General features: G+C 57.5%; 24 protein-coding genes. 13 read left to right on the top strand and 11 right to left on the bottom strand.

Features of this window, described 5'->3' with window-relative positions:
* Positions 1–6: 6 nt before the first annotated feature.
* Positions 7–669: a response regulator gene (locus tag U2949_RS14905; protein ID WP_021446792.1), complete on the bottom strand. Its 663-nt coding sequence runs from the start codon at positions 667–669 to the stop codon at positions 7–9.
* A 253-nt stretch (positions 670–922) separates the two neighbouring features.
* Here U2949_RS14905 and U2949_RS14910 point away from each other — a divergent pair, with 253 nt between their 5' ends.
* From U2949_RS14910 to U2949_RS14925, 4 genes are read left to right on the top strand one after another with little or no spacing between them, the layout of a single operon-like run.
* Positions 923–2,518, top strand: coding sequence for a cbb3-type cytochrome c oxidase subunit I (locus U2949_RS14910; RefSeq protein ID WP_031232271.1), 1,596 nt, complete (start codon positions 923–925; stop codon positions 2,516–2,518).
* Positions 2,515–3,165 (top strand): cbb3-type cytochrome c oxidase subunit II, encoded by a 651-nt coding sequence (locus tag U2949_RS14915; RefSeq protein WP_009461016.1) that lies wholly within the window; start codon positions 2,515–2,517, stop codon positions 3,163–3,165. Before U2949_RS14910 ends, U2949_RS14915 begins: the two co-directional genes overlap by 4 nt.
* 8 nt (positions 3,166–3,173) lie before the next feature.
* A complete protein-coding gene (locus U2949_RS14920; protein WP_257724256.1) occupies positions 3,174–3,989 on the top strand; it encodes a c-type cytochrome in 816 nt (271 codons plus the stop codon).
* Positions 3,990–4,010: 21 nt separating this feature from the next.
* Positions 4,011–5,099, top strand: coding sequence for a c-type cytochrome (locus U2949_RS14925; protein WP_257724257.1), 1,089 nt, complete (start codon positions 4,011–4,013; stop codon positions 5,097–5,099).
* Between the two features lie 814 nt (positions 5,100–5,913).
* On the opposite strand, the gene U2949_RS14930 is transcribed toward U2949_RS14925, so the two are convergent.
* Positions 5,914–6,582, bottom strand: coding sequence for a metallophosphoesterase (locus U2949_RS14930; protein ID WP_026484727.1), 669 nt, complete (start codon positions 6,580–6,582; stop codon positions 5,914–5,916).
* Positions 6,583–6,818: 236 nt separating this feature from the next.
* On the opposite strand from U2949_RS14930, the gene U2949_RS14935 reads away from it, so the two are divergent.
* Positions 6,819–7,952: an aminotransferase class V-fold PLP-dependent enzyme gene (locus tag U2949_RS14935; RefSeq protein WP_026484726.1), complete on the top strand. Its 1,134-nt coding sequence runs from the start codon at positions 6,819–6,821 to the stop codon at positions 7,950–7,952.
* A gap of 99 nt (positions 7,953–8,051) precedes the next feature.
* On the opposite strand, the gene U2949_RS14940 is transcribed toward U2949_RS14935, so the two are convergent.
* The 4 genes from U2949_RS14940 to U2949_RS14955 are packed head-to-tail and all read right to left on the bottom strand — an operon-like array spanning position 8,052 to position 13,408.
* Positions 8,052–9,548, bottom strand: coding sequence for a TolC family protein (locus tag U2949_RS14940; RefSeq protein WP_321288545.1), 1,497 nt, complete (start codon positions 9,546–9,548; stop codon positions 8,052–8,054).
* A gap of 4 nt (positions 9,549–9,552) precedes the next feature.
* Entirely contained in the window at positions 9,553–10,239 is a 687-nt protein-coding gene (locus U2949_RS14945) for a MarC family NAAT transporter (protein WP_203144911.1), read from the bottom strand.
* Positions 10,240–10,259: 20 nt separating this feature from the next.
* Positions 10,260–11,732, bottom strand: a complete 1,473-nt coding sequence (locus tag U2949_RS14950) for a metal-dependent hydrolase family protein (RefSeq protein ID WP_321288546.1) — start codon at positions 11,730–11,732, stop codon at positions 10,260–10,262.
* Between the two features lie 41 nt (positions 11,733–11,773).
* Complete coding sequence (locus U2949_RS14955) at positions 11,774–13,408, bottom strand: Na+/H+ antiporter (protein WP_026484722.1); 1,635 nt, start codon at positions 13,406–13,408, stop codon at positions 11,774–11,776.
* Positions 13,409–13,611: 203 nt separating this feature from the next.
* Here U2949_RS14955 and U2949_RS14960 point away from each other — a divergent pair, with 203 nt between their 5' ends.
* The 5 genes from U2949_RS14960 (at position 13,612) to U2949_RS14980 (ending at position 19,039) form a co-directional block, all read left to right on the top strand.
* A complete protein-coding gene (locus U2949_RS14960; protein ID WP_321288548.1) occupies positions 13,612–13,866 on the top strand; it encodes a YtcA family lipoprotein in 255 nt (84 codons plus the stop codon).
* A 7-nt stretch (positions 13,867–13,873) separates the two neighbouring features.
* Positions 13,874–14,923: a multidrug transporter subunit MdtN gene (gene mdtN / locus U2949_RS14965; RefSeq protein WP_021446781.1), complete on the top strand. Its 1,050-nt coding sequence runs from the start codon at positions 13,874–13,876 to the stop codon at positions 14,921–14,923.
* Positions 14,910–16,661 carry an FUSC family protein gene (locus U2949_RS14970; protein ID WP_321288551.1) on the top strand — a complete coding sequence of 584 codons (1,752 nt, stop codon included), beginning with the start codon at positions 14,910–14,912 and terminating at the stop codon, positions 16,659–16,661. The genes mdtN and U2949_RS14970 overlap by 14 nt, the downstream gene beginning before the upstream one ends.
* Before the next feature lie 317 nt (positions 16,662–16,978).
* A complete protein-coding gene (locus tag U2949_RS14975) occupies positions 16,979–18,358 on the top strand; it encodes an NCS2 family permease (RefSeq protein ID WP_026484720.1) in 1,380 nt (459 codons plus the stop codon).
* Positions 18,359–18,427: 69 nt separating this feature from the next.
* Positions 18,428–19,039 carry an HAD-IB family hydrolase gene (locus U2949_RS14980; RefSeq protein ID WP_035275339.1) on the top strand — a complete coding sequence of 204 codons (612 nt, stop codon included), beginning with the start codon at positions 18,428–18,430 and terminating at the stop codon, positions 19,037–19,039.
* Between the two features lie 203 nt (positions 19,040–19,242).
* On the opposite strand, the gene U2949_RS14985 is transcribed toward U2949_RS14980, so the two are convergent.
* The 4 genes from U2949_RS14985 to U2949_RS15000 all read right to left on the bottom strand — a co-directional run bounded on the left by U2949_RS14985 (position 19,243) and on the right by U2949_RS15000 (position 21,729).
* Positions 19,243–19,812: an HdeD family acid-resistance protein gene (locus U2949_RS14985; RefSeq protein WP_009460967.1), complete on the bottom strand. Its 570-nt coding sequence runs from the start codon at positions 19,810–19,812 to the stop codon at positions 19,243–19,245.
* Between the two features lie 326 nt (positions 19,813–20,138).
* Entirely contained in the window at positions 20,139–20,618 is a 480-nt protein-coding gene (locus U2949_RS14990; RefSeq protein WP_021446778.1) for a copper chaperone PCu(A)C, read from the bottom strand.
* 20 nt (positions 20,619–20,638) lie between these two features.
* Positions 20,639–21,256 (bottom strand): SCO family protein, encoded by a 618-nt coding sequence (locus U2949_RS14995; protein WP_026484718.1) that lies wholly within the window; start codon positions 21,254–21,256, stop codon positions 20,639–20,641.
* Positions 21,257–21,312: 56 nt separating this feature from the next.
* A complete protein-coding gene (locus U2949_RS15000; protein WP_035275337.1) occupies positions 21,313–21,729 on the bottom strand; it encodes a hypothetical protein in 417 nt (138 codons plus the stop codon).
* An 82-nt stretch (positions 21,730–21,811) separates the two neighbouring features.
* Here U2949_RS15000 and U2949_RS15005 point away from each other — a divergent pair, with 82 nt between their 5' ends.
* Positions 21,812–21,976, top strand: a complete 165-nt coding sequence (locus U2949_RS15005) for a hypothetical protein (RefSeq protein WP_155624338.1) — start codon at positions 21,812–21,814, stop codon at positions 21,974–21,976.
* A gap of 20 nt (positions 21,977–21,996) precedes the next feature.
* On the opposite strand, the gene U2949_RS15010 is transcribed toward U2949_RS15005, so the two are convergent.
* On the bottom strand, positions 21,997–23,703 hold the full coding sequence (locus U2949_RS15010; protein ID WP_009460959.1) for an FMN-binding glutamate synthase family protein: 1,707 nt from the start codon (positions 23,701–23,703) through the stop codon (positions 21,997–21,999).
* A gap of 374 nt (positions 23,704–24,077) precedes the next feature.
* On the opposite strand from U2949_RS15010, the gene U2949_RS15015 reads away from it, so the two are divergent.
* Entirely contained in the window at positions 24,078–25,991 is a 1,914-nt protein-coding gene (locus U2949_RS15015; protein WP_321288558.1) for an FUSC family protein, read from the top strand.
* Positions 25,991–26,455, top strand: a complete 465-nt coding sequence (locus U2949_RS15020; protein WP_257724294.1) for a MarR family winged helix-turn-helix transcriptional regulator — start codon at positions 25,991–25,993, stop codon at positions 26,453–26,455. Before U2949_RS15015 ends, U2949_RS15020 begins: the two co-directional genes overlap by 1 nt.
* The last annotated feature ends 116 nt before the right edge of the window (positions 26,456–26,571 follow it).

Genomic DNA, 26,571 nt, shown 5'->3' on the forward strand with positions numbered 1-26,571 from the left:
AAATACCTAACCGGCAGGCCCCAGTTTGTAGCCCAGGCCCCGCACGGTCTCGACAATATTGCTGCCCAGCTTGCGGCGTAAATGGTAGATGTGCACATTGATGGCATTGCTTTCCAGATCCTGGTCGTAGCCGTAGACGCTGTCGCACAGTTGTTCGGCACTCAGGATGGTGTGTGGTTTGCTGAGCAGGGCACGCAGCAAGGACAGCTCGCGGCGCGCCAGGCTGACCGGCTTGCCGTCCAGGGTGACATGGCCGGTGGAGGCACAGAAACTGAGTCGCCCATATTCAATGCAATCTGTTTCGTGGCCGGCTACACGTCGTGTCAATACATGCAGGCGTGCCAGCAGCTCGTCCAGGTCAAAAGGTTTGATGACATAGTCATCGCCCCCACCCAGCAGCCCTTCAACCCGGTGATGCAGGGCGTCGCGAGCCGTCAGAATCAGAATGGGCAGTTTACGGCCTTGTTCGCGCCAGCGACGCAGCAGCGTCAGCCCGTCCTGATCAGGCAAACCCAGATCCAGAATACAGACATCAAAGTGCGAAGACAGCAAGGCCGTGTCGGCCAGGCTGGCCGTGCCCACGTGGTCCACGGTCAGCCCATGCAGTCGCAAGCCCGCCACAATTCCGCTGGCGACGAGCGCATCATCTTCAACAAGTAAAACGTGCATTCTCCCCCCCTGTGGTAAATGCGGCTTGTGCAGGCAAAGCCTGATGTTCATTACGTTTCGGCGTTCATGTTAGCAGCCTTGAGGGCAGGGGCGAGCGGGAAAGTTCTCTTAATTTGGCCTTAATCCTGATCCTCTACTGTGATGTAGATTGCATTGCATTTGTATCTCGGTACTTACTTTTTTAATAAAACCGGCTTGGGCAATGACGTTTCTTTAGGCTTAGCCGCATGACAGATATCGGGCATTTATTCACATGACTCCTATATTAGGAATATTACTGGCGACCAGTTTTGTCGCCTCTTTGGTGGCACTGGGCATTCTTGTCTGGGCCGTAGCAAACAAGCTGATTTTCGTTGGGAAGAACGAAGCTGAGACCATCTTCATGAAAGGTGAGCTTGGTCAGCCGGATGACAGTGCTTCCTTTGGGGGGGAGAACGAAGCACAGACACATCGCTTTGACGTTTTACGTGCGGGCATCGACCGCAGTGGTCGGGGGCCGGTTCTGCTTTTGGTCACGGTCGGGATTACCTGGCTGCTGATTGGTTCGGTGTTTGGCGTGATGGCCTCGCTGAAATTGCATTGGCCCGATTGGCTGGCCGACGTGGCACAAGTGACCTTTGGTCGTGCGCGTACCTTGCATCTGAACATCGTGGCTTACGGCTGGTTGTCGGTGACCGGGATTGGCGTGGCTTTGTGGTTGTTGCCGCGTATTTTTCATACGCCTTTGCGACGTCCCAATATGGTGTACTTCGGCGCTGCCTTGTGGACCCTCGGTGTATTGGGCGGCACGATTGCCGTGGCCAATGGCTGGTCCGACGGGATCGAGTGGCTGGAATTTCCCTGGCAGATCGACATTCTGTTGGCAGTAGGGGGCTTTTTCCTGGCCTGGCCTGCCATTGAAACCGCCGCCAACCGCAAATCGCGCCACATCTATGTGTCGGGCTGGTACTTCCTGGCCGGTATGGTCTGGTTTCCCTTCCTGTTCCTGGTCTCCAACATCCCTGGCCTGCATATTGGTGCTCAGCAAGCAACCGTGAACTGGTGGTTTGCTCACAACGTGCTGGGTCTATGGCTGACGCCTATGGGTGTGGGCGCGGCGTACTACATCATCCCCAAGATCATCGGCAAGCCCGTGTATTCCTACAACGTGTCCTTGCTGGGTTTCTGGAGTCTGGCGCTGTTCTACAGCCAGGTAGGTATTCACCACTTGATGGGCGGTCCGGTGCCAACCTGGGCCGTCACCTTGTCCGTGGTGCACAGCATCATGATGTTTGTGCCGGTGATTGCCGTGGCGATTAACCAGCACGTAACCGTTGCGCAGAACCTGTGGGCCTTCAAGCAATCCATGGCCCTGCGTTTCGTCTGGATTGGCGCGCTGATGTACACCTTGTCCTCCTTCCAGGGTTCGCTGGAAGCCATCCGCTCGGTGAACTCGGTTACGCACTTTACGCATTACACCGTCGGTCACGCTCACCTGGGTGCCTACGGCTTTGTGTCCATGGTGATGTTCGGCACGCTGTACTACATGATGCCGCACATTCTGGGACGTCGCTGGCCCTTCCCGGCTCTGATCAAAACCCATTTCTGGCTGGTGACCGCAGGCTTCACGATTTACGTGCTGGCTCTGAGCATTGCCGGTGTGGTGCAGGGCATGGGCTTGATGGACCCAGGTTCAAGTTTTGGCGAGATCACTCGCAAGATGGTTCCGTATCTGGAAGCCCGCTCCATTGGCGGCACCATGATGACACTGGGCCACTTTGTCTTTGCGGCTCACTTTGCCTTGCTCTTGCTGCGCAAAGGTTCCGCTGTTAATGCGACTCCTACACTTGCTCGGGCAGATGCGTCATGAATCGACTCTTACCTTTACTAATCGGGGCCATTGGCGTGTTGCTGCTGGCTACCTTGATGCTGGTGATTTTGCCAGCCTGGCAATTGCGTACCTCGGAACCGCCGGAGCAGTTGCAACCCTATACCGCCCAGCAACTGCTGGGGCGTGACGAGTACGTGGCCAACGGCTGTTTGTACTGTCACAGCCAGCAGCCACGCTCTACTGGTCAAACCCTGTTTGATACGGCACGTGGCTGGGGCCGTGCGTCCACACCGGGTGATTACTTTTACGATTCGCCCCATCTGCTGGGCACCATGCGTACCGGTCCGGACCTGTTTAACGTCGGTGCACGCATGAAAAGCCGTGACTGGCATTTGACCCACCTGTATCAGCCCCGTGCGATTTTTGACTGGAGCCTGATGCCGTCCTATCCCTATATGTTCGAGCTGAAAGACCAGGTTTCCGAAGGCGATGTAGTGGTGCGTTTGCCAGAGTCCCTGCAGCCTGCGGGCAAGCATGTGGTTGCTCGCAAGGAAGCGCTGGACTTGGTGGAGTACCTGCTGGCTCTGGATCGCACCTATGCGACCAGCGCGCAGGAACTGGATAAACGTGACCGTGGCTACGATCGTCGCCCCGCTGAAGCCTCGACGGATTCGGGCGCTAAATAGGACAAGTCATGACAATGGAAAAAGTTTCTAGTTCACCCCAGGTCGAGAACATCGACCCCACCTTCGAGCCGTGGGAGCCACCGCGTCCCATTCCGATTTTCCTGTTGGCCGTGTTGTTCGCGTTGGCCCTGGCCGGTGTAGGTTTGTACCTGCACGATCTGGCGCCACATGCCGCAGCGGACAAGCCGACCGCCGCTATTGTTGCTTCCAATGCAGGCGACACACCTGTGGTGCCAGCCATTCCCGCACTGAAGGATGCGCCCGTACTGGTGCATTCGGGGCAGGGCAGCGTGTGGAGCTGTGCTTCCTGCCACGGCGAGGCCGGTGAAGGAGCAGGCATCACTCCTCGCTTGGCCGGTATACCCGAGGCGTATCTGCTCAAGCAGCTGGAGGACTTCGCCCAAGGTACACGCCTGAACGAGTCCATGCAGTACGTGGCTCGCGGTTTGAAGCCTGAGGATATGAAAGAGCTGGCTACTTACTACGCCAAGCTGCCTGCTCCTGCCATTAATGTGCCTAGTTCGGAAGCGAACCTGGCCCGTGGCGAAGCCCTGTTCCATAAAGGGGACTGGAAGCAGAACGTGCCTGCATGTATCAGTTGCCACGGCAGTCAGGGTGAAGGTGTAGGTACATCTTTCCCGCCTTTGGCTGCGCAACAGGCCGAGTACTTGTTCAGCCAGCTGTCGGCCTGGAAAGGTGGCCATCGTCACAACTCGCCGCAAAGCCTGATGGATGACATTGCATCGCGCTTGTCCTACGAAGACCTGTATGCGGTTTCCTACTACGCCGCCTCGCTGCCAGCTAATGGCAAGCAGGCGAAATAAGATCAGAACAGAGAGCTTTTTATGAAAGACACTCAAAAAAATGGTCGCAGCAAATCCGCCATGTCGGGTGGACGCAGACTGGCCTGGGGGGCCGGTATTGGTGTGCTGCTTTTTGCGATTGGCTATGGTTTGAATGCCAAGGGCTGGTTGTCCTTTTCCCTGGGTTCGTCCGACAAGGGCACCATCCAGCTTGGCGAGGCCACCTATAGTCGTGAGGCCATGGAAGCCGATCGCAAGGCGCAGAGCAAGGACAAGCATTCGGTCACGGCTGGTATGCCGGTAGGCGCAGATGGTTACTACTTGCCACCGCCAGAGAGCAGCATTCCGGATACGCCGTATGGCGAGGCGGTTCGTCGCGGTCACAAGATCTTTATGGAAACCTCGACCACGGTGTCGGATCACGTGGGCAATACTTTGGCTTGTGTGAACTGCCACCTGGACGGTGGTCGTCGTGAGCACTCTGCGCCTATGTGGGGAGCCTATGTCAGCTATCCCGCATATCGTGCCAAGACCAAGGCGATCAGCACGCTGGAGGATCGCATCATTGGCTGTTTTACCTACTCCATGAATGCGCAGGCTTCGCCTTCGGGTGTTGCGCCGCCCGCTGGCAGCGATGTGTATCGTGACTTGATGACTTATATGTACTGGATGTCCGATGGGGCGCCTACGGGTCAGAAGTTGCCGGGTGCTGGTTTCCCCAAAGTTAAAAAGACTGAGCTGGGCTATGACGTAGCACGCGGTAAAGAGGTCTACACCAATAATTGTGTCTTGTGTCATGCCGTGGATGGTCAGGGGCAGAAGGATGCTGAAAGTGGCGTGGTTTTTCCGCCTTTGTGGGGCCCCAACTCGTATAACTGGGGTGCGGGGATGGCTCGTATTGATACGGCTGCCGGTTTCATCAAGGCCAATATGCCTTTGGGTAAACCGTTCTCCTTGTCGGATCAGGATGCCTGGGACGTAGCGGCTTATATCAACAGTCATGAGCGTCCCAAGGATGCTCGTCAGAAGGGGACGGTTGAGCAGGCTCGTGTGGAGTTCCATGATGGCGAGGAAAGTTACTACGGTAAGGAAGTGAACGGCGTGATTCTGGGTGGAGGCGTGGAGAAGTAAGCCTTTGGCCTGGTTGCCGTTTGTTTGAAGATGAGACCGCCTCAGTTTCTTTTGGGAACTGAGGCGGTTTTGTTCTGGGCTTTTTCTTCTTCTTCTTCTTCTTCTTCTTCTTCTTCGGGTTCCTGAGCGTTGGGGAGTGGCACTGTTTGTGTGCAGAGCAGGAGGTTTGTGAGACAAGGAGTGCGGAGAGCCTGCATGTTTAGATAGTGACTCGTGAAAACGCCGGTCTGGGCCGGGGGGCCGTCCTCCGGGCTTGGCTCCTTGCCGGTGCTGCGCACCGGTGCCCTGGTCAGGCTTGCTATTCGGGCGCATCCTGAACTCGCGAAAGTGCCTTGTCCCCCGGACAAGGCACAAGCATTTCGCTCAAACAACAGGACGCTTGAACCCCGAATAGCAAGCCCGCCTGCGGCAAGAAGCCTGAATCGCCCAGAGGACGGCCCCCCGGCCCAGACCGGCTCACAATGACTGTAAATAGGAGGCCTTCTTCCTTCTTGCGGCAGAAGGATTGTCTTTGCAAATAATCGCAGAGAGCTGTTTCGGTCCTGCTGGGGTGTTGGGGCGATTCAGAGTGCTGGCCGCAGGCGAGGGCTCAATCGGGGGTACAAGCATCCTGCTGTTTGAGCACGACGCTTATGGTTTGTCCGGGGGACAAACCATCGTGCGAGTTCAGGATGCGCCCCGATTGAGTTCTCGACAAGGGGACCGGTGCGCAGCGCCGGCCAGTGCTCAGCCCCGACACCCCAGCAGGACCGAAACAGCGTTTCCCCAGAGACTAATCCTGCAATCACAACCCGTAATCGAAAACAAAGCACACCTACAAAGCCACCAAGCGCTTCAAATCCAGCAAGGTGAAATGCCCATGATCCAGCCACCCGCCGGTATCAATGAAAAACACGTTCCCTAACTGCCGCATCTTGTGTGTCGTTTGATGACCATGCACCAAAGCCCGAAGCCCCCCCACCATGCCATCGTAGCCAGTCACATAGCGATCCCTGGACCACATACAGACATGGCGGTCATGGGCATCAAAACCTTCAGTATGGATGTGCTGCCAATCATCGTAGGGAAAGTCGGCATGGACCATCCCCACCAAACCCAAGGGCGTTTCAATTTCCATTGCCAAAGGCAGGGCTTGAAGGCGTTGGGCGATAAGCGCCTGTTCGTCCGAAGTGCAGTCGTCCAGCCATAACCCGCCATGCACACGATGATCCACTTCCTGAATGGGCTGCCCAATCGCCCGCCGCCAGGTCAACTGCTCGTGATTGCCACAAATCGCATGAAACCAGGATAGGTCCAGCCACTCCAGAACGTGGTGCGACTCCGGGCCACGATCCACCAGATCTCCCACTGAAAACAGCCGGTCCTTGGAGGGATCAAAACGAATCCGCTTTAAAGACGTTTTCAGCTTGCTGAAGCAACCGTGAATATCGCCAACCGCAATATCGCGTCCCAAAGTGTTCTGGCTGAAGTGTGCTACCGACATGATGATGAGACCCAGACTAGGTGAAACGTGCTCATCACGGTACTCAGAGCGGCAGGCCGAGTCAAGAACGCGGAAAAAGCGCAATAACACCTCCTGCAGAGCAGCCCATAGCGAAGAGCTTGAGTTGTGATTTGGCTGCAGCCGGACGAAGCCTGGGGTCAAGCTGCCCGTACAGAGCTGCTTGGTCTAAAATCCTTTGATCCTTATATCTTCTCTATCAGAATTCCGAGGTTCTCATGTCTCAAACCAGCACCCCCGTTGATCCGGACGGCCTGCTTGAATATTCGGTGGTCTACACCGACCGCGCCTTGAACCATATGTCCAAGACCTTCCAGGAAGTGATGCGTGAAATCTCTCGCACGCTCAAACAGGTCTATCAGGCACATTCGGCTATTGTGGTGCCGGGCAGTGGCTCGTTTGGCATGGAAGCGGTGGCCCGTCAGTTTGCAACGGACCGAAAGTGCATGGTGATACGCAATGGCTGGTTCAGCTACCGCTGGACTCAGATTTTTGACATGGGTTCCATCCCCGCCAGCACCACGGTTCTGAAAGCCCGCCCGATTGAGGAGGGCAAGCAGGCCGCTTACGCACCGGCCCCTATCGAAGAAGTGGTTGCCGCAATTCAGTCTGAAAAACCGGCTTTGGTGTTTGCCCCGCACGTGGAAACAGCCTCCGGCATCATGTTGCCCGATGACTATATGCGTCAGGTAGCGGATGCGGTGCACGCGGTAGGCGGTCTGTTTGTGCTGGACTGCATTGCATCGGGCACGGTATGGGTGGATATGAAGGATGTGGGTGTGGACGTGCTGATCAGCGCGCCGCAAAAGGGGTGGACTGGCTCGGCATGTTGCGGTCTGGTGATGTTAAGCGAGCGTGCTCGTCAACACATTGAAACCACGACCAGCACCAGCTTTGCCTGTGACCTGCGCAAGTGGCTGCAGATTATGGAAACGTATGAGAACGGGGCTCATGCCTACCACGCCACCTTGCCTACCGACTCCTTGAAAGTGTTGCAAGAGGCGATGGCCGAGACGGAAGCTCTGGGCTTTGACTGGATCCGCAATCGTCAGCTGGAGCTGGGCCGCAAAGTGCGCGCTCTGCTCAGCGAACATGGTTTCCGCAGCGTGGCGGCACCAGGTTTTGAAGCGCCGGGGGTGGTGGTGTGCTACACCACGGACGACGGGATACATTCGGCCGCGAAGTTTGCCAAGGCTGGTTTGCAAGCCGCCTCGGGCGTGCCTTTGCAGTGTGATGAACCTGCTGATTTCAAGACCTTCCGAATTGGTCTGTTTGGCCTGGACAAGCTGAACAATCTGGAACGCTCGGTGGAGCGTCTGGCCAAGGCGCTGGATGCGATTGAAGCGCAGTAAGTTGCTGCAGTAGCGGTTGCTACATGAGAAGGGAGCCTTGCATGGCTCCCTTTTTATTTTTGCTCCCAAGTAGAGTTTGGCTTGCTTCTTCTTTGCCGACTACCGATTGGCAAGCCCAGGGGTTTTGGGGGCTTGATTGAGCTCCCCCATGGCAAAGGCCAGGTTCACAGAGCCGACCAAACCGGCGGTATGAGCCATGGTCTGGGCTTCTTGTGCTCCTAATAGACCGCTGTGGGCTTCGGTCAGCAAGGTCATGCCGGTCAAGCCTTCCTGGTAGGATTCCAGCGCGCCTTGGTAGGTGATTTGTGCCGCCTCGACCAGGCTGGTGGCGGCTTGGTGGGATTCCAGAGCAGCTCGTAGCGCGTCGGCAGCGATGATCATTTGCTTGTAGGCGTCTTGCTCGGTTTTGGCGACGCGTTCGCGCGCGGTGTCGGCACGCAGCTGGGCCTCGCGCACTTGCTTGTTGCGCAGTCCGGCGTCGTAGATCGGGATATTCAGGGCCAGCACGGCGCCTCGGGAGGAGGATTGCGGGCTGACTTCAGGCAGGCTGCCTACACTTAATGAACCCATGCGCTTGGAGATAAAGCCCATCAGGGCCAGCTTGGGCATGAAACTGGCTTCTGCAGAGTCTATGCCGGCCAGGCTGGCTTGGTGAGCCGCTTGCAGGGCCTGCACGTCTGGTCGTTGGGCGATGGCTTTTTTCAGCTTGTCATTGCCAGGGATATCCAGATCCTCGGGCAGGGGGCGGGTGGCGCTATCGGCGACTTTCAGCTCCGTTTCCGGGGACAGGCCAATTGCGCCCAGCAACGTTTGATAAGACTGACGTGCCAGGGTGCTGGCATTCACATGGTGCAAACGTGCCTGGGCTTTCAGTTGTCGTGCCTGCGCGACTTCAATCTGAGTGCCCAGCCCATTGCGTTGTCGCTCCAGGGCGATATCTTCAATCAGTGCCGCATTTTTCAGCCCTTGGGCAGAGATTTGCTCGCGTTGGTGGGCCGAGTTGTAGTTGAAGTAGCTGATGGATACCTCCGCAATCACGGCCTGATGCACCCCGCTGAAGGTAATCCGGCTGGCCATGGCCAGTTTGTCGGCCGCCTCTTGCAAGGCGGCGCGTTTGCCAAAGTCGAACAGTAGCCACTTCAAGGTCAGGGAAGGGACGGCACCACTTAAATGGGTGTCGTAGTCCACATCGATTTCTCTACCCAGAATGTGCACGCTGCTGTCGCGGTCGCTGCGCATATAGCCGCCCACCACACTGGCGGAGATCAAGGGCAGGTAGGTACTTTCCACCATACCGGCAGCTTCTGCGGCTTGTTGAGCCTCGCCCCAGGCAATGCGGGTGCTGGGGTTCAGGCGCTGGGCCAGGTCGATCAGTTCAGGCAGGCTGTATTCGTGATGGGCTTGCACGTTGGGCGCTGGCTGGCTTTGATCCGGGCCGTTGTATTCGGCCAACGTCAGGCGAGGTGGTTCCGGCGCATCTTGCTCGGGCATGGCCTGGGCCATGGGTTTGTGATCAGGCGCCGCGCAGGCGGCCAGAGTCAGGGCGGCCGTCACAGCCAGAGTCAGACGCAATGCAGGAAAACAAGTTATAGACATAAATTCAGGAGGCAGCAGGATGAGTCAGCAGCGTAGCAGCATACTGCTGTCCGCCTTCAAGGACGAGTTGTACGGCCATGCAGACCAGCAAGAACCCCATGATGCGTGAAATGGCATCGACGCCGTTATGCCCGATCACACGCACGATGCTGAGCGAGGAGCGCAGGCAAATGAAAAAGATCAAACCAATCAGGATGGCCAGAATGATGGGCGTGGCCACCAGCACCCATTCCGCATAGTGTCCGCGCATGCCAGCCATTTTGGAGGAGGCACTGATGACCAGAGCCATAGTGCCGGGACCGACTGTAGAGGGCAGGGTCAGTGGAACGAAGGCGATATTGTTGTGGGCGGCGGTGTTCTGATCGGCTGCCTTGGAAACCACATCGCTGACGGTTGGGGGAAACAGCATGCGAAAGCCGATATACGCCACAATCAGCCCGCCCCCGATGCGCATGTCCACCATGGAAATGCCCAGTGCCGAAGTAATCCACAAACCCGCGTAATAGGTAATCAGCAAGGCCAGAATGACATATAGCGTCGCCTGACGCAGTTGCTGCTTTTTTTCTGCTGCGCTCAAGGTTTCGCCCAATGATAGGTACATCACCATTGAGGTCAGGGGATTGGCCAGAGGTAGCAAAAATGCCAGCCCCAGACCAAGCAATTTGAATAACTGCATCACTTCGTTGGGCATGGGAACTCCTTGATGAGGTTTCAGCTGGGCAGGGCGTTCTTGTAAATCTTGCCGTCCTTGATGATCAAGAGCAGGTTCTGTTCGGGCTGCTCCAGAAAGCTCAGGCTTTGTTCGGGTTCGCCATCAATCAACAGCAGATCGGCCAGGGCACCGGCTCGGATCACGCCCAGCTCGCCTTCGTACGGTTGGCGCAGGCCCGACAGTTGCAGCAGCCGGCCATTATCTCCGGTTGCCATTTTCAGCACCTTGAGCGGGCTGTAAAAACGGGTCAGCTTGGACAGCATGCGGCCATGGTGTGGTAGATGGGCGGGGGTGAACAGAATGTCCGTGCCCCAGGCGGTCTGGATCTGATATTTATCTGCCAGCTCGTAGGCACGTACGGTTCCTACGGCAACTTGTTGCTGCTTGGCCTTGCTGCGCGGGTCGTGCTGGACGTTGGCGTCTTCATCGGCCAAAAAGGGCTGCAGGCTCCACCACACGCCTTCGCCAGCCATCATGCGGGCGGTTTCCTCGTCGGCAAGTTGGCCGTGTTCGATGGATTTCACGCCTGCCTTGATTGCACGCTGGATACCACGAGCGCAGTACACGTGCACCATCACGTAGGTGCCCCAATCGCTGGCGGCACCCACCGCGGCACGCAGTTCGGCATCACTAAATTGCAGTCCTTCCAGTGGGTCGTACAAGGAGGTGACACCGCCCCCGGCCATCAGCTTGATCTGGCTGGCGCCCAGCATCAACTGCTCCCGAACACGACGCAGGACTTGGTCGGCGCCGTCGGCAATGCAGGTTACACCTGCTTGTTCGGTATGGCTTAGCTCGCCTTCTGCGCGTGGCACTTCGTAGCGCATACGAAAGTCCGCATGGCCGCCGGTTTGCGCAATCATGGCGCCGCTAGGATAGATGCGCGGGCCGTGCAGCAAGCCCATATCAATACCGCGTTTCAAGGAGAAGCTGGGGCCACCGGCATCGCGCACGGTGGTAAAGCCGCGCAGCAAGGTGCGCTCGGCCTCTTTGCTGGCAATCAAATGCAGGTCAGCCGGGTCGGCCATCATGGCGGTCATCTGGTCGACAGCGCACAACAGGCTATGCCAGTGGGCGTCGATCAGGCCAGGCATCAAGACTTTGTTCTGGCAGTCCATGACGGTGGCGTCGGCCGGAATCTCGGCAACCGGCATGACGGCAGTGATGCGGCCCTGATCAATCTGGACGGCCAGCCCTTCTTTCAGCTCTGTTGTTTCACCATCAAACAGGCGCAGATTGCTCAGGATCAGTTTGGGAGCCAGGGCGATGGGTTTCTGATCCAGGGCATTATTGGATTGGAAGGCCGGGCTCGCAGGGGCCGCGCTGGGGGCGAAACTGGCTGATGCACTCAAGCGCTTGTGAATGAAGGGAATGGAGGGATGGGCGCAAACACAGGCTGGCAAGCCGTGACGATAGGCTTGGCGTTGTTGGCGCAGGGCAGGGGACTGGCCCAGGTAGGAGTAAGTCTGCATGGCGTCCTGAAAAATCAAAGATAAATGAAAGGAAGGCGGACTCAAGACATACGCAGTTCGATCAGATCCAGCAGGCGGACCCGTTCGCGAGCGATTTCATCGGATATCTGGTGGGTGCGAGCTAAAGTGTAAACGGCCTCACGCGCGGCGTGGAGGGCCCGGATTTGCATGTCTTTTTCCAGTGCTTGCTCTGCCAGATCCGGCTCCAGTCCGTCGCCTTGAGGGCTGTGAGCAATAGTGCTCAGGACGCGGTCGGCCATGGCCGTGTAACGCGCCCCTGAGGACTCGGGATTGTGCGCAATCAAGTCATTCAATGTCTGCGCCACTGACTGGGCGCTGGCGTGACGTACGGCTTGCTCGGCCCGTTCTTCCTGCTCCTGACGTCGACGCAGGGCAGGGAAGCTGACTCGTTTCATGATGGGTGGCAGGGCCAGGCTGGCCGTCAGCAGTGACACGATAATGACGACGGAGGCCAGGAAAATGGCCAGATCTCGGGCGGGAAAAGGACTGCCATCGGCTAGTGTGAGCGGCAAGGTCATGACACCGGCCAGGGTGACGGCACCCCGTACCCCGGCAATGGACAGCACCAGCACCAGGCGCGGGTTGGCCTGGGCGGTTTCAGCATCATGATGCAAGCCCAGCAGGGACAGGCCGCGTCTTAGCCACAGGTACGCGTAAACGCATAGAAAGCGCAGCAAGATCAGGGTGGTACACATGGCGACCGCATAGACCAGCAACCAGGCTGGATTATGGTGGCCGGTCTCCTGGACAACCTGTACCGCTCCGCGAAAGATAGCGGGTAGTTGCTCGCCCAGCAGGACGAACATCATGCCATTCAAGCTAAGTTGCAAGGTGTCCCAGACGGTCTTGCGCTGCATACGGGTGGCCGCCAGTGCATTGCCCGAGAGCTCGGCGTAGCTCATGGTCACGCCTGCCGCGACAGCGGCCAGAATGCCGGAGGCCTCCATTTGCTCGGCCAGGAAGTAGGACGCAAAAGGCAGAAGCAGGCTGAACAGAACTTCTGGCCCCGGCTCTTCGCCCCAGCGGCGCACAAAGAGATTACGCAGAAAAAGCAGGGCACGCGTGGTCACTACGCCCACGACCAGGCCGGCCAGCGTTAACCACAGGAAGTTCTGACTGGCAGACGAGATGGAAAAAGAGCCACCCAGGGCCAGGGCTACAGCAAGTCGAAACGCAACCAGGCCGCTGGCGTCATTGAACAGGGATTCACCCTCCAGCAAGGCCTGCAGTCGTGGCGGCAAAGGCACGCGGCGGGTAATGGCCGAGACGGCAACAGGGTCAGTAGGCGAGACGATAGCGGCCAAGGCGAAGGCCACTGGCAAAGGCATGGCAGGAATGAGCCAGTGCAGCACGTGGCCTAATCCGAATACCGTTAAAAAGACCAGAATAAAAGCCAGAACCAGAATGCCGATTCGGTCCCGAATTAAACTTTCCTTGGAAATTCGCCAGCCATCCAGAAATAATAAGGGCGGCAGAAACAGATAAAAGAACAGATCCGGATTCAGGGTCATCCCATGATTGAACCAGCCGGCAATCAGAAAGCCGAGCAAAATCTGTACGAGAGGGGCAGGGATGGCAACAGGTATTATCTTGACCACGCTGTTACTGATTAAAACGGCGGCCAGCATGCTTAAAGTCAGGTTTACGTCATCCATGGCAACTCTGTGTAAATAACCGAGGTTATTGAGACCCTATCAGAAAGATGCTTGTCACTATACTCGTGAAAATCATAGATACACAGTTGCTTAATCCGGCAGAGATATAAATGATGTCTTTGAAAGGGCTCAGGTACAATTCGTCGCAGCGATCAGGGCGCCATGCGCAGATCGGTTTAACAATAATCAGGGAGATGCCACGCATGCGTGCGCCACTAGCCGGTCTGGCTGTCTTGCCCTTGTTGGGGGGATGTTCTCTTGCACCTTCGGTCTATATGGCGGGTTCGTATTTCCCGGCCTGGCTGGTGTGTGTGCTGGGCGCCGTGCTGCTGACCTTGCTGATTCGTTGGGGGCTGATTCGTGCAGGTGTGGATGATGCCCTGCCCATGCGTTTGCCTGTCTATGCCTGCTTGACGCTGGCACTGACCTTTGCCGCACTTCTTCTTTTCTTCGAGTGACTGAGCCATGACCCAGGCACAGAAATCCTCCCCCCGTAAAGGCGCTGCCCGCCTGCTGAGCGTGCTGATTGTTGTCGCCGCCATTGTCTTGGCATGGTGGTATTTGCAGCGCTCTGCCAACAACCCTTTGTCCGAAGACGCGGTGATCGGTGCCGATGTGGTGCACATCTCCAGCTCCTTGCCTGGGCACATTGAGCGCATGATGGTGCGTGACGGTCAGTTCGTCAGCCGCGATGAGCTGCTCTTTACCGTAGATCCGGTGTTTTATCAGCTGCGTCTGGAACAGGCCCAGGCTGAACTGGCACTGGCTCAGGCTACGCTGGACATGAAGCAGCGAGCTGTGCGCGCAGAAGGGCATAACGCTGTGATTGCTGATGATCAGATTACCCGCGCTAAAACCAATTTGACGATGGCCACGCAAAGCCAGCGGCGCTTGGCAAATCTGGCGGCCAAGGGCTATGTCTCCCAACAGCAATTGGATGAAGCCAATACCTTGCTGCGTGATGCTCAAGTCACCTTGAAACAGGCCACAGAGCAATCCGGGGCCGCTCAGGCTCTGGTCGGCAATACGCAGGCAGAAGAAGCCATGGTGCAAGCGCGACAGGCGGGTCTGGCGATGGCCCAGCGTGATCTGGAACATACTCAGGTCAAGGCACCGCACAACGGTCGTATCGTGGGTTTGCGTATCGGCTCGGGAGAGCATCTGATGCCCGGTACGTCTGTCTTTACCTTGCTGGATACGGATTCCTGGTATGTCACGGGCATGTACCGTGAAACGGATCTGAAAGAGATCAAGCCTGGTGCCTGCGCCACGGTGTATGTGATGTCCGATCCTTCGCGCAAGCTCTCGGGCAAGGTAGAGGAAATTGGTTGGGGCGTCAGCAGTCAGGAGCAGATCAATCTGCCGCGCAGCCTGCCCTATATTCAGAAATCCATGAATTGGGTACGGGTAGCGCAACGCTTTCCAGTGCGTATTCGTCTGGATGCCCCACCCGAGGACTTGATGCGTATGGGCGCCTCGGCCACCACCATTATTCATCGCGATGGCAACTGCTAAGACCGGTTTGTCGGGTCTGGCGCGGCTGGTCTGGCAAGACTTGCAGCCCACCCCCGGTCGTCTGGCGCAAAGCTGGCGCGTGGCGGTGCTGTGCGCCTTGATGGTGCTGCTGGCCATGAACTACGGTATTCCCGAGTCCGCCGTCAGCTGCTTTGTGATCTTCTTTGTGATGAAGTCCGATGCCGGCGAAAGCTCGGTACTGGCGCTGGCCCTGGTGGTGCTGGTGTCCATCGTGGTGCTGCTGATGGTGCCACTGATTCAGGTCACGATTCAGTATCCGGCCTGGCGTTTGCTGGCCATGGTGCTGACCTCCTTTGTGCTGTTGTTTCTCGGGGTAGCCAGCAAGCTGGGGCCTTTGGGCGGGATTATTGCCTTGGTCATCGCCTTTGTGCTGACCTTGTTGGGCTATGTGCCCTTTGGCGAGATTGCTACCCGTGCCGTGCTTTATGCCTGGTTGATGACCTGCGCCCCCATGGGCCTGGTGCTGATCTTCAATCTCTGTTTTGGTTTGTACCCGCACAAGGTGTTGCGCCGTGAACTGGCAGCGCGTTTGCGTTTGTCGACCCAGGGTTTGATGGGGCAGGCAGATACGCAGGATTTGTGGGACGAATTGGCTTTGGGGGTCAGTGAACAACAGAAGCGACTGGGCTGGATACGGCTGTTTCATTTGCGGCCTGCACAAGAGCAGGCAGAACTGGATCAGGCCATCTTGAATACCTACCGAGCCTTGCTGGCGGTTGCCGTCTTGCGCGATCAGCATCTGGACAATGAGCAGGCCACAGCATTTGCCCAGATTTGTGAACGCAGCGCACAGGATATTGAACAAGGGCGTTTGCCGCAGATGGGTGATCTGCCCGAGCTGTCAGCCTCCAGTTCTTTGGCCGAACAAGATTTGCGCGATGCCTTGCTGGCCTTGTCGGGGGCGGTGTCTATTGGCAAAGCGGATCCGGAACATGGCTCCTTCATGGTGCCCGACGCCTTTAGTAATCCTGTTTATCAGCACCATGCCTTGAAGGCGACGGCAGCTGCGGTGCTTTGTTATCTGATCTATAGCGCGGCAGACTGGCAGGGCATTCATACCGCCATGATTACCTGCTACGTGGCCGCTTTGGGCTCTACCGGGGAAACTGTACACAAGCTGACCTTGCGGATTGTGGGCTGTTTGCTGGGGGCGGCGCTGGGCTTTATCACCATCTTGTTTGTGATGCCGCATCTGCTGGATATTGGCGGCTTGATGGTGGTGGTATTTCTGGTGTCCCTGTTAGGGGCCTGGATATTTTATGGCCCGGAACGTATCTCGTATGCCGGCATTCAAATTGCCTTTGCCTTTTATCTGGTGACCTTGCAGGGCTTTGGTCCCAGCTTTGACCTGGATTCGGCCCGTGATCGGGTGATCGGTATTTTGCTGGGCAATGCGGTGATGTACGTGATGTTTACCCAGATCTGGCCTGTCAGTATTGCAGGTTCGGTACGTCAGCGTTTGGCCAAGGCTTCTGACAGTTTGAGCGACCTGGGCAGCTTATGGCAGGAACGTCCCGCCCAGGCGGTGCAGCAGTCAGCCAGCGTCGCGCAGGAGCTGTCGGCGGCCAAATATGGATTGGCTCTGATGCACTTGGAACCAGAGCGTTTGCGACCCGACCAGCAGCAGGCCCAGGATATGCAACGTCAATGGCAGCAGTTGCGCCAGCAGTTCATCGGCCAAGCCTATATGCCTGTATCTCGCCACCGAAGCGATTGATAACCCTCATTACCTAGAGGTGATTTTCCCGTCCTGGACGGCTCGTAGAATGGGCCTCACTTCCCATTATCGGGATCAAGAGAAGCGCCGCAAAGGCCTCGGTTCGGTCGGAGACACCCCCGCATACCTACTTCTTTCTGCCTATGTCTGCACCTTGTTGCGGGCAGGGCAGGACTCGTCTTTGCTCGGCGTTTTCTTTGATTCAGCGTGTGAGAAGTCTCTTGCCCCCTTTTGGGGCTGGAACTGTCCATTACTGATTCCTGATGACGGCAACGTACCGTTTCAGACATCACAATACTGATAAAGGAGCATGAAGTATGGCTGAGCAAGAATCCGCATTGCGGCCAGGGCAGGAGGCCCTGGTCCCTCCGGTTGCTGGCGGTTGGTTGCAGAAACATTTTGCCTATACAGAGCGCGGCAGTTCTTTGCGTCAGGAGGTCTTGGCAGGGCTGACGACATTCCTGGCAATGGTTTATTCCGTATTTGTCGTACCGTCCATGCTGGGCAAGGCGGGCTTCGATACCTCGTCGGTCTTTGTGGCCGTGTGTCTGACCAGCGCTTTTGGCTCCCTGCTGATGGGGCTGTGGGCGAATCTGCCCATTGCGGTGGGCTGTGCCTTGTCCTTGACTGCGTTCTTGGCTTTTGACTTGGTGCTGGGCCAGCAACTCAGCCCGGCCGTCGCCCTGGGTGCCGTGTTCCTGATGGGCCTGATCTTTACCCTGATTTCCGCTACCGGGATTCGTACCTGGATTCTGCGCAATTTGCCCCTGGGCATCGCGCATGGCACGGGTATCGGAATTGGCCTGTTCTTGCTGATGATCGCCTCCAACGAGGTAGGTCTGGTGACCCGTAATACGGGCGCAGGTCTGCCGGTTGCCCTGGGGGACGTCACGTCCATGCCGGTTTGGCTGAGTGTGCTGGGTCTGGCAGCGATTTTTGGCCTGGAGCGCCGTCGAGTCACGGGCGGTATCTTGCTGGTGATCTTGGGTCTGTCGGTAGTAGGCCTGATCTTCGATCCCAATGTGCGCTTTACCGGCTTGTTCGCCATGCCTAGCTTGCTGGGCGAGCACTCCTTGATCGGTGCAATGGACATAGGCGGGGCCTTGAACGCAGTCGTCCTGCCCAGTGTGCTGGCTCTGGTGATGACAGCCGTGTTTGATGCCACCGGCACGATTCGTGCGGTAGCGGGCAATGCCGGGCAATTGGACAAGGATGGCCAGATCATCAATGGCAGCCGCGCCCTGACGACGGACTCGCTCAGCTCTTTGGTGTCTGCCAGCTTGGGGGCTTCACCTGCCGCCGCCTATATTGAATCTGCTGCCGGAACAGCCGCCGGGGGACGTACCGGTCTGACCGCCGTGGTGGTTGGCCTGGGTTTCCTGATGCTGATCTTCCTGTCGCCTTTGGCCGGTCTGGTGCCTTCCTACGCGACTGCGCCTGCCCTGATGTATGTGGGCTTGCTGATGCTGGGCGGTGTGCGTCATCTGAATACCGAAGATACGGTCGATACCATGGCGGGTCTGGTGTGCGCCGTGTTTATCGTGCTGACTGTCAATATCGTCACAGGCATCATGCTGGGCTTTTGCACGCTGGTGCTGGGTCGCCTGTTCTCGGGTGAACTGCGTCGCCTGAATGTGGGCACGGTTCTGATTGCCATTGCCCTGGTCGTTTTCTACCTGGGTGGCTGGGCCTTATAAAGCAGGGCTTGGGAAGGGCTGGTGTTCCCCTTTACACTAGCCCTTTTTCTGAAAACCAAAGGGGTACCTGTGCTGGTCGCATTTGATTTTGATGGCACGATTACAGACCGGGACAGCTTGCAGGACTTCATACGTCGCATGCGAGGCTGGCCGGTCTGTATTCGTGCCTATTTAGCTTGCGTGCCTCGCGTCCTGGTCTGGGATCGCGGTCCGCAGCGTCGTCAGGCGATCAAGCACCGTTTTCTACGCAGTGCCTTGGGTGGTTTGAGCCGGGAGCAGGTTCAGGCTTTAGCCGACACCTATGTGCGGGACTATGTGCCGCAGATTGTCCGCCCGGAAATGATGGAACGAGTCCGTGCCCATCGAGAGCGGGGAGATACGGTGGTGCTGGTCAGTGCCTCGCCGTCCATTTATTTACAGCCCTGGGCGCAAGCACAGGGAATGGCTCAGGTGCTGGCGACAGAGTTGGCCTTTGATGATCAACAAGGTTGTGTGGGCATGGCCAGCGCCAATTGCTGGGGGCAGGAGAAGGTGAATCGCTTGCAGGCGTGGCTGGGCGATAAACCCGTGGAGCTGGATATGGCCTATGGTGATAGCCCCGGTGATGCGCAGATGCTGGCCCATACGCGTCAGCCCTGGCTGCGGGGGCGGGATGCCGCTCTGCCGGCGCTGGAGGCCTGATAGTCGATTGTAGGGCTTGCTCTGTGCCGCTTGAGTTGCAGACTCAGCAGCTTGGTAGCAGGTCTACCCTGAGGGTTGGAGGTCAAGATAGCAAAATGCCCGACCGGAAGCCGATTCTGGTCGGGCATTTTTTTGAAGCGATTTGCAGTGATTTAGTCAGCAGAGATCAAAGCCGACGCAGTGGTTTGATCCTGGCCGATGGTTTAGTTTTGATTGCGTTTGATAGCCATACCAATCAACAAGCTGGCCCAACCTTGGGTCAGCAAATCAATGCCCAGAATCAGGCCCAGAATCCATACGCTATTGCCGGGCCAGCCTGCGGCAATGATCAAACCGGCTGCCAGCGTAATCAGGCCGGAAAAGGCCATCCAGCCGCCACCTGCCTGGGCCCGGTTCTGAAACCAGATCCAGAGGCGAAACGCGCCGGAGGCAATCAGAAATGCGCCAAAAATCAGGGTCAGGACGGTGGCGCCTACCAAAGGGTTGCTGATGGCGATCAAACCGGCGAACAAGTACAAAATGCCGCTCAGGCTCCAGAACAGAAAGCCGCGCCAGCCCTTGGAACTCCATGCATGAGCCAGATGCAGCACGCCGCCTATGGTCATCAGGATGCCGACGTACACCACGCTGGCAACCGTGGCGCCAACCACGTAGATCAAGGCGATCAGGCCCAGAATAATCAGGGCGATGCCCAGACCAATAAACCATCCTGGTTTCAAGGGCAGTTGACGTAGCAACTCAGAGCGATTGTTGTCATGTGGACTTAGAGCCATCTATGTACTCCTTGCAAGGTTAAACCGACGCTACGGTCTTAACTTTACTCCAGACCCGGGCAAGGGCCTAGTGATATGCAAAGAGCCTGCTGCAGAAACACGAAGGCCCTACCGTTGCGGTAGGGCCTATGGGCCGCTCTGGCGGCGGTGAACTGTCATGATGACAGTTTGGGAAAGCTGTGTTTCAGACAGCTTACTGACACTATGTCAGTGGTTTCAATATACGTTAGCTAATCAAAACCAGCCAATTATGGAAAACCCGGAAGTCTGAAACAAAGCCCTTCAAACCGGTAAAACAGGCGGTTTGAAGGGGGGGGAACAGGGCCTTAGTGGCCGTGTGCGCCCTGGTGACCCTGGCCAGCCTTGGTGTTCAAGGCACGGACCGGAGCGCTGATTTTCAGCTCTTCCTTTTGACCGGCGGCATTCTGGATTTCCAGGGTGAGATCCACGGAACTGCCCGCCTCAACCTGCTTGTCCAGACCCAGCAGCATGATGTGGTAGCCGCCGGGTTTCAGTTCCACAGCCTTGCCAGCGGGCAGGTCGATTTTTTCAACCTGGCGCATGCGCATGACTTCGTTTTCCATCGCCATTTCGTGTACCTCTACCTGTTTGCTCAAGCTGCTGCTGGCGCCCAGCAATTGGGCGTTGTCGGTGGATTGCAGCACCATGAAGGCGCCGGTGGCTTGCTGGCCGGGAACCGTGGCGCGAACCCAGGGATCGGTAACGGTGACTTCGGCCTGGGCCAGGGTGGGCAGGCTCAGCAAGGCGGCCAGGGAGAAAAGAGAGCGAGCAATAGTACGTTTCATGTTGGTAATCCTGTTGGGGTTCACTTGCTCAAAGCCAGTACCTGGCGGATATCAGCCACGGCTTCTTCAGCCGTTTGCGTGTGACGCAGGGCGATCTGCAACTTGCCTTGTGTGTCATACACATAGGTCAAGGCGCTGTGGTCCATGGTGTAGCTGGAGCCGGTAGGAACCTTTTGATAGAAGACTTTGAAGTCGCTGGCGGTTTTGGCCAGCTCTTCCTCGGTGGGGCGCAGGGCCACGAAACTGGGGTCGAAAGCCTGCATGTAGGCTTGCAGCAGTTCGGGCGTGTCGCGCTCCGGGTCAATGGAGATAAACAAGACTTGCAGCTTGTCGCCATCCTCGCCCAACTGTTCCTTGATGTCGACGGCACGAGTCAGGGCTGTCGGGCAGACGTCGGGACATTGGGTAAAACCAAAGAAGATCAGCACGATCTTGCCGCGATAGTCGGCCATGGTGCGACGTTGGCCTTCGGTATCCAGCAAGCTGAAATCCTTGGCAAAGTCGGCACTGCTCATGTCTACACCTTCCAGATTGCGAAAGGCGGGCTGCTTGGGGGCCTTGTCGCCGCAGGCGCTCAGGACCAGAGGAGTCGCCAGCATGGCAAGCAGGAGCTGGCGGCGTGAGAAGGAGGCGTTCATGGAAATATCCCGCTAATTGACAACATAAGATGGCTGCGCCGGGCAGCCGAGGCTGGTCAGGAAACGAGCGTGGAGGGGGGACCACGCGCACTCAGGGGCGGGCCCGTCAGGGGAAGAACGGGAGCCGCCGCCTGTTGGGCAGTGTCCCAGATATGTCGTGGTGTAGGTGTCAGATTCCAGGCAGGGCTGGGATCATCATTCATGGCTTTTTGCGCCTGGGCCTGGGCGAACAGACAGGCCGCATGCAGGCTGTGCTGCTCGTCGTGCTTTGGGCCGCCAGGGAGCTGGCTGCTCCATTGCGCCAGGAAAGGGTCGCCCTGAACGCACAGGCTGAGCGCGGCTGCATTGGCAGGGTCGGCGCTGGGCATGTAGCCGTTGGGGATCAGACCACGCAAAAGCAGGGCGCAGATTGCCAGCACCAGTAAAAACCGGCTGCGAGTACCTGAGGTGGGGAATGCGCAGTGCCTGATCATGATCAGAGCATTCTAGTACAGATGGAAATCAGTTTGCCCAGATTCTGTGGCACAGTAGACGCCTATCATCAAGGAGCTTGATATGCGACAGATTTATGGGGTGCTGAGCGCCTTGGTCATGGTGCTGGGGCTGGCGGCGTGTTCAACACCGGATCGCTCTGCAGACAGCAGCTGGAGTCGACCGTCGGGCGTTGAAGTTTACGGGGAAGTGGATGCGGGGGTAGGGACCCGGCGGCAGTCCCACTAGGGAGACTGCCGCTTGCAGCGTTAAGCCAGAGCTTGGCCTGCGCTGTCAGCTGCATCCTGTTTTTTCATGATTTCTTCAGGATCAGCTTCATCATTCAAGTACGACAAGGCTTTGCTCAGGCTATAGGCCGGTTCAAAGGAGTCGGGGTTGGCCATAGGCCAGCCCACACGGAAAATCGTTTGACGATAGTGGCCGCGCAAGAGTTCGCCTTTTTTCAGATCCGGGAACAGAGCCGACATCACGCGCACTTCGCCGTTGCTGATACGGCGGGCAATATGGTGGGGACGTAACTGGTCCGGATGTTCCAGGCCCGCCGCACCCAATAGTTCAGCCAGGGCTTTGAGCGTGTTGCCATGGAAGCTGGCCACGCGCAGGGATTTGTCATCAACCACCAGGGCTTTTTGGCGTTGCGGATCTTGTGTCGCCACGCCAGTGGGGCACTTGTCGGTATGACAGGCCTGCGCCTGAATGCAACCCACGGCAAACATGAAACCACGCGCGCTATTGCACCAGTCAGCACCCAGGGCCATGATGCGGGCCATATCAAAGGCGCTGATGATCTTGCCCGAGGCACCCAGGCGGATTTGTTCGCGCAAACCGATACCCACCAGCGTGTTATGAACCAGGCGCAGAGCCTCGCGCAAGGGGGTGCCGACGTGGTCAATGAACTCCACGGGGGAGGCACCGGTACCGCCTTCAGCACCATCGACCACAATAAAGTCCGGTGTGATACCTGTTTTCAGCATGGCTTTGGCAATGGCAAACCATTCCCAGGGGTGTCCGATACAGAGCTTGAAGCCCACGGGCTTGCCACCGGACAAGGTCCGCAGCTTGGCCACGAATTCCAGCAGCTCCACCGGAGAATGGAAAGCGCTGTGGCTGGGTGGCGAGTTACAGTCCACGCCTTCCGGCACACCGCGTGCCAGGGCAATTTCAGGCGAGACCTTGGTGCCGGGCAAGATGCCGCCGTGGCCAGGTTTGGCCCCTTGCGACAGCTTGATTTCAATCATCTTGACGTGATCCTGAGTGGCACGTTCGGCAAAGCGTTCGGGAGAAAAGTTGCCTTGTTCATCGCGGCAACCAAAGTAGCCCGAGCCAATATTCCAGATCAGATCACCGCCATGACGCAGGTGATAGGTGCTGATGCCGCCTTCGCCCGTGTCATGCGCAAAATTGCCCATCTTGGCGCCTTTGTTCAGGGCCAGGATGGCATTGGCCGACAGCGCCCCAAAACTCATGGCGGAAATATTCAGCACCGACAGCGAATAAGGCTGGGTACAGTCCGGCCCACCCACCTTGATACGGAACTGTGAGTCCTTGATGTGCTTGGGCGTCATGGAGTGGTTGATCCATTCGTACCCATTGTTGTAGACCTCCTGGTGAGTACCGAAAGGCTGCTTGTCGACCTGCTGTTTGGCGCGCTGGTACACCAGGGAGCGGTCCGCCCGCGAAAAAGGCAGTTGCTGCTCATCGCCTTCCAGAAAGTACTGGCGAATCTCAGGGCGTATGGCTTCAAAGATAAAGCGCAGATTACCGATAACCGGATAGTTACGACGAATGGCGTGACGAGTTTGAGTGATGTCCACCAAGCCCTGAATGCACAGGGCCAGCCCTGGTATCGCCAGCCATAGCCAGCTTGCGCTTCTGAACAAGGAAAGCAGCAAGAAAAAGGCGGTCAGGCCAATGATGATGTAGAAGGCGGTGTAGCGTGTCAGCCACTTTTGCATAAAGACTCCTGCCAAGAAAACGGGGTGACGGGCAGGATTTCGGGTACCTGCCGGTCAGGCTGCCAACATCATAGAACGCTCCCGTACGGTTTGACCATGCCTGGATGGCGATAGTTTATGAAAACTAACAAACAACAATAGGGTGGCTGAAAAAGGGCGGGGCAGGGCGCAAATTGTTTAGCTTTAAAAGGCTTGAAGGAAACCAGGGAGGCTGTTGCGGTGCAGCATGAAACAGGGTGTTCCGCCTTGAGGCTTATGTCTGGCGGCCAGGGCTGGAGCTGCCATAAACATGGCATTCAGCTAGCTGTAATTGAATAGGTAGGTAAGCTATCTATATAATCATGCTTTAGCCTTTGTTCTGTCTCCTGCCTTTTATGCTTCCCTCATTTTCCTGGATCCAGCTGGATCGACCTGCGCTCCTGCATGGCCTGAATTTGGCCTTGGCAGCGTGGCTGTCGTTCACCATCGCTGTTCTGCTTTCCGTTGATAACCCGTTTTGGGCTGCCATGCCGGTGTGGGTGCTGTCGCAAGCGTATCGGGGGCTGGTGTACGAGCGGGCTTTGTGGCGGATTTTGGGAACGTTGGTGGGGGCCGGTTTGGGATTGGCGTTCCTGTACTTGCCCAATCCTTATGTGCAATTGCTGGGGATGGCCCTGGTGGTGGGGGTGGCCTCGGCCTTGACCCATGTGTTTCGGGGCGCTTTTTCTTATTTGCCCATGCTGGCGGGGATCACGATTGGCGTGGTGGTCTTGCCCTCGGTGCTGGCTCCGGAGGCGTCACTGGATTTGGCCTTGTCGCGAGTGGAGTGCACGCTGATCGGGGTCGTGGTCACCACCTTGCTGTGCTCGCGGACAACGCCGCGCAGTCAGCGCAAAACGTATTACGAGCGCGTACGTGTCCTGGCGGCGGATGCCTTGCGCATCGCTGCTCATGCTTTGGGGCCGTCTTATCAGCAGCCGGATCAGAGCTCGTGGAGCCGTGTCCGCCAGGAGATTGTAGATCTGGATGCCCAAGCCCGTATTCTGGCGGCCGGCTCCCTGGATGCTTATCGACGCCTGCCTTATGTGGATGCGTTTCTGTACGCCGTGATTGAGCTTTTGGCCGCCAGTGCGCTGATTGTCCAGCAAAGGGAGCAGGGCCTCTCGCCTGCCGCGGATTATGCACGCGACTTGCAGGAACAGGCACAACGCTTGCAGGACGGTCTGAGTTTGCGGGTGCTGGGCAAGACAGCCTTGCGGCAAGAGGGGCAGATCAGTCTGGCGCGCTTGCGCCGTGCAATGGGACAAATACAAAGAGCGGAGCAGGGCTTGTTCGCTGAACGGGTGCAGCCCAGACGGCACCGTTTTCTGACGACGCCTGCCGTTTCGGTGGATTGGCCCTTGGCAATCCGCACTGGCCTGGTCAGTGGCCTGGCTGCTTTCACTGCTGGTGGTATCGCTTACGCTTTGGCCAGCCCTGCGCTGGAGTTGATGGCGATTGGGGTGTGTACGTTCTCCATTATTTTGGGCTCCATGCCGCGTCCGCAACTGATGAGCCGAACCATGTTTACCGGGATTGCCGTGGGCGTGCTGGTAGCCAGCTTTTATCGTTACTTTGTCCAGGTACACCTGGTTGCGGACTGGCAGGTCATTCTGTCCGTGCTTCCTTTTTTGGTGATCGGCGGTTTGTTACGTGCCAACCGTCCCACATCCACCTGGGCATTGGACGCGAATATGTGTTTCCAGTTGGCCAGTCAGGCCGGGATGGCGGCGGTCACTTGGCCCATCATCTTGAAGGAGTCCTTGCCTTTGCTGGCGGGCTCCGCGGTCGTGTGCAGTGCTTTCTTTCTTTTACCCCGCCGTACCCATCCCCGTGGCCAAGCCTTGGTCAGACGTGTGGTGCGCGAACTGTATCCCTTGATCAAGCGTTCGCGCCCACGCCTGTTCCGGGTCTGGCGTGCGCGGGTGGCGCGTCAATGGGTGCGTCTCTGGCACTGGATGGGCGAGCAGACCCCCCATGGTTTGCTGTCCCTGATCAACCTGGGCCATGGCGTGGTCGCGCTGAAGCGGCTGGCCAAACGCGGACCGGAGCAGCAAGCCTGTGTGGAGCTGGTCTGTGAGTTGCTGGAAGGGTTTGAGCATCAGCCCGTGGAGTTGGCCCAGCAATTGCTGCGTATCAGCCAATCCTGTACCGACACGGTATTGAGGCAGGCGATCATGGATGTGGCGCAGTCCTTGCAAGGGGCGCAAGCGGTTCTGGTTTATGCTTACCCGCCTGATGCTACGCCGCGCGCTGTGGAGACTTCCTGATGAATCACCAACTTTATGAACGATTTGGCCTGTCCATGATTGTGCTGGCGCGCCTGTATCGTCGTGAACTGGATCAGACGCTGGTGCGTTATGGCGTGTCCGAGGCCACCATCCTGCCGATTCGCTATCTGGCCCAGTTGGGGGAACCCGTACGGCAAGGGCAGTTGGCACGCATGATGCGTCTGGAAGGCCCCACCCTGGTGCGCCTGATCGACCAGTTGGAGTCCGGCGGTTTGCTGGAGCGTGTGCCCGACGAGCAGGACAAGCGCGCTCGCCTGTTGTGTCTGACTGAAAAAGGGCGGGACTTTCACGAACGCCTGTTGGAATTGCTGCGCCAATCCCGTGCTCCCCTGTTTGAAGGGATTGCGGACACAGATATAGAAGCGGCCTTGCGTTGTTTTGACGCGCTGGCCAACAATCTGGGGCTGGAAGCAACGGATATGTCCAGCCTGTTTGGGGATTGATCAAGTTCCTGGGCAGCGTAAGCGCATGTTCCAGATGGTGAGCAGAAAGCAGGAGCTGGTTTCCTGCTTTTTTACTTTATGGTTGAATAAACCGTCCTTGTTTCAGCAATAAGGAG

Origin of the sequence: Alcaligenes phenolicus, assembly GCF_032063905.1 — a bacterium.
Taxonomy (GTDB): domain Bacteria; phylum Pseudomonadota; class Gammaproteobacteria; order Burkholderiales; family Burkholderiaceae_B; genus Alcaligenes; species Alcaligenes phenolicus.